This is a genomic window from Phenylobacterium sp. (assembly GCF_044371015.1).
Taxonomy (GTDB): domain Bacteria; phylum Pseudomonadota; class Alphaproteobacteria; order Caulobacterales; family Caulobacteraceae; genus Phenylobacterium.
In genome coordinates this window covers 1-3946 of record NZ_JBILUK010000277.1, presented here as the reverse complement: position 1 = coordinate 3946, position 3946 = coordinate 1, and the positions used below count along the sequence as shown (strand labels likewise).

3 protein-coding genes are annotated in these 3946 nt (G+C 68.4%); all 3 read right to left on the bottom strand.

All coding sequences use genetic code 11. The features are described 5' to 3' along the window. Positions 1 to 1201: EAL domain-containing protein (locus ACIQ3R_RS16235; RefSeq protein WP_397419895.1), on the bottom strand; the 1201-nt coding region annotated here is incomplete at its 3' end. Positions 1202 to 1301: 100 nt separating this feature from the next. Next, on the bottom strand, positions 1302 to 3497 hold the full coding sequence (locus tag ACIQ3R_RS16230) for a molybdopterin cofactor-binding domain-containing protein (protein ID WP_397419894.1): 2196 nt from the start codon (positions 3495 to 3497) through the stop codon (positions 1302 to 1304). A gap of 11 nt (positions 3498 to 3508) precedes the next feature. Further along, positions 3509 to 3946: (2Fe-2S)-binding protein (locus ACIQ3R_RS16225; RefSeq protein WP_397419893.1), on the bottom strand; the 438-nt coding region annotated here is incomplete at its 5' end.

The following is a 3946-nucleotide window of genomic DNA, read 5'->3' as shown; positions in this document are numbered from 1 at the left end:
CGGTCGGCGGGGCGCCGGATTCAGCCAGCACGGCTTCGCGGATGGCGCGGGGTTCGCCGAACAGGTGGCCCTGACCCAGGCGGATGTCGAGATCGAGGATGTCCACCACCTGTCGCTCGGTCTCCACCTTCTCGGCCACCACCTCGAGGCCATAGCGTCGCGCCAGCAGCGCGAAGTCTTCCGCCGCCAGATCGGGCATGGAGCGCAGCACCAGCCGCTCGCCCACCTCGGTCAGTTCGTCGAGCAGAGTGCGGGCGGTGATCTTGAGGAACCTCACGTCGGCCCGCTGGAGTTCCTGCAGGTCGAGATCGAGGTTCAGCACCTTGTCCAGGCTGAAACGGAAGCCGAGATCGGCCAGCTTGCCCATATTGCGCGCCTGGACCGCCGTGCGGGTGTCGAAGGCCGCCTGCCCCACCTCGAACACAAGGGCCGGCGCGAGATCGCGATTGGCCCGCAGCATGTCGAGGAACTGCGGGAAGAACGCTTCATCCCCCAGGCTGGCCATCGAGATGTTGCAGAAGATGCCAACCCGCCGGTCCTGACGCGCCAGCCGCCGGACGATCTGAACGCAGCGGAACAGAAGCAGGTTGTCGATCGCCGCCACGAGACCGGCGGGCTCGGCCACCGCCAGATACTCGCCGGGCATGATCACCTGGCCGGTGGAGTCCCGCAGCCTGGAGAAGCTCTCATAGTAGACAGTCTTGCGCTGCGGCAGCGACAGCACCGGCTGCAGGTAAAGATCGACCCGGTTCTCGGCCAGGGCGTCGCGCACCGTTTCCGCCAGGCCCGAGGCGCGGCGGGGCGCGGCCTCATCGGCGGCGTGGCGCGGCGCCTCGTCGATCCGCCGGCTCATGTCCTGCACGAGTTGTTCGAGAAGCTGGATCTCGTCGGTGAGCTCCACCGCCCGGCCATGATCGGCCTCGACCACGCGGCCGACCTCGACCATGCGCCCATCGAGCCGGGTCATCTGGTCGAGCATGATCCGATGCGCCTCGCGCACCGCTTCGACCTCGGCGCGGAGGTCGCGCATCTCAAGAACACGAACAATGATGCCGTGGCCGGCAAGGCAGAGGCCGAGCGCGCCCGACGCGCAGGACAGCGCGACGCCCCAGCCCGCACCCGTCCGCCAGAGGCCCAACGCGACGATCAGCGCGAGGCACAGATAGGTGGCGGTGAGCAGCGCGAGGGTCAGCCGGCGCATAGGGTCCTGTCCCGAATCACCCGGAGTATCCGTGTCCGGACCGGGCGCGTCGAACCCTTAAAACGCGCCAAGTATGGGTTTGGTTAACGCGAAGCTACCGCTAGGCCTTGACGAACGGCTGGCTCAGCACAGGTTGGCCTGAAATGGCCAGCATCGCATTGGCCACCGCCGGCCCGATCACCGGCGTGCCGGGCTCGCCGACGCCTGAAGGCGGGTTGGCCGAGGGCAGGATATAGGTCTCGACGCTCGGCGCCTCGGAGTTGCGCAGCACCCGGTAGCTGTCGAAGTTCAACTGATCCACGACGCCGTCGGTGAGAGTCACCTGGCCGAACATGGCCGCCGACAGACCGTAGCAGGTCCCGCCTTCCATCTGGGCGGCGATCTGGTCGGGTGCGATCGCCAGGCCGCAGTCGATTGCGGTGACCACCCGGCCCACCTTGGGAACCCCGTTCTCCAGCTTGACCTCAGCGATCTGGGCGACCACCGAACCGAAGCTCTCGTGAACCGCCACGCCGCGCGTCCAGCCTGCGGGCGCGGGTTGACCCCAGCCCGCCTTCTCCGCCGCCAGATTGAGCACGGCCAGATGCCGGGCGGCGCCCGCCTTGCCATAGAGCGCGCGGCGATAGTCGACGGGGTCCTTGCCGGCCTTGCGGGCCAGAAGGTCGATCGTGTGCTCCATCACATAGGCGGTATGGGTCGCCCCCACCGAGCGCCACCACAAGACCGGCACGCCGACCTCGGGCGTCAGCACCTTGGCGTCGACCACCGGCGTGGCCTTGAGATAGGGCGAGCCCATCACGCCTTCGACGACCGTTCCGTCCACGCCGTCGCCGGGGCCCATCCCGGCCGGTGCGCCCGCCAGGATCGACTGGCTGACCAACCGGTGGCGCCAGGCGGCGGGATAGCCCTCGGCGTCCACCGTCACCCGCACCGAATGATGGGTGAGCGGACGGAAATAGCCGGCGCGCTGGTCGTCCTCCCGGGTCCAGACCAGCTTCACAGGTACGCCCTTGCCGACCTTCTTGGCGATGTGGGCGCACTCGGCCACGTAGTCGGACTGCAGATTGGAGCGTCGCCCGAACGACCCTCCGGTGGTCAGCGTCTCGATTTCGATTGATCCGGGCAGCGAGGGCGTAATGCGCGCGACGTTCATCTGATCAAGCGTCGGCGACTGAGACCCGAACACCAGCCGCGTCGGCCCCTTTCCGACGATGGCCACGCAGTTCATCGGTTCCATGGTGGCGTGCGAGAGATAGGGGAAGTCGAAAGTCGCCTCCACGGCCGCCGTCCCAGCCGCCGCACGGGCTGCGTCGCCCTTGGAATCGAAGCTCTTCCAGCCGTCCTTTCCCTCGGGCGCCGGGGTCTTTCCGGACGCCAGAGCCTGATAGTCAGCCAGCAGCGCGGCCGAACCGCGCATCTCAGCCTTGGACTCGTCCCATTCGACCTTCAGGGCGTCGCGACCGAGCTTGGCCGCCCAGGTGCTCTCGGCGACGACCGCGACCCCGGTTGGGATTTCGTGCACGGCGATGACCCCCGCCACCTTCTTCGCTTCGGCGGCGTCAAAGCTCTTCACCTTGGCGCCGAACCGGGGCGGATGCGCCACCATGGCGGTGAGCATCCCGGGCAGACGCACATCCTGGGTGTAGCGGGCCTTGCCGGTGGACTTGTCCAGGCTGTCCTTGCGCCGGACGCGGTCGGTGCCGACCAGGGTGAAGGTCTTGGGGTCCTTCAGCTTGGGCGCCTCCGGCGGGGCGATCTTGGCCGCCTCCGCCACCAGTTCGCCGAAGCCCGCAGACTTGCCCGAGGGGTGAGAGACCACGCCCTCCTTCACCGTGATCTCGGCGGCGGGCACGCCCCACTTCGCCGCCGCCGCGCCGACGAACATGGCCCGGGCCGCCGCGCCGGCCGCCCGCATCTTGGGCCAGGAATCGGAGATGGCCGAGGAGCCGCCGGTCCCCTGCGTGCCGCCCATGAAGGAATTTCCGTAATACTTGGCGTTGGCCGGCGCCTGTTCGACGCGGACCTTGGACCAGTCCGCATCGAGCTCTTCCGCGGCGATGGCCGCCAGACCGGCATGGTTTCCCTGGCCGAACTCGATGTGCTTGGAGACGACAGTGACGAGTCCGTCGGGCGTGAACTTGAGGAACGGTCCGAAAGGACCTGGCTCGACCTTCGAGCCCGCCGACAGGATGTCGGGCAAGGAGCATCCGACCAGCAGGGCGCCGCCGGCCAGCGTGGCCCCAACGGCAAGCGCCTGGCGGCGGGTGAATTGTGATTGGGCTTCGTGACGGGTCATGGCGGGTTCCCTCACGCCTTGGCCGGCGCGGACGCCGCCTGCTTGATCGCCGCTCGGATCCGCTGGTAGGCCCCGCAACGACAGATGTGGCCGTCCATGGCCGCCGAGATCGCGGCGTCATCCGGCTTGGGCGTCTGAGCCAGCAGCGCCGCGGCGCCCATGATCTGGCCTGACTGGCAGTAACCGCACTGGGGCACGTCCAACTCCACCCAAGCCTTCTGCAGCGGATGTGCGCCGCCCAGACCCTCGATGGTGGTGATCTTGGCGGCGCCGATGGCGGAGACCGGCAGCTGGCAGGACCGCACCGCCTGGCCGTCGGCCAGCACCGTGCAGGCGCCGCATTGCGCGACGCCGCAGCCATACTTGGTTCCAGTCAGGCCCAGTTCATCTCGGAGCACCCATAGCAGCGGGGTGTCCGGCGACGCGGTCACTGTCAGAGACTTGCCGTT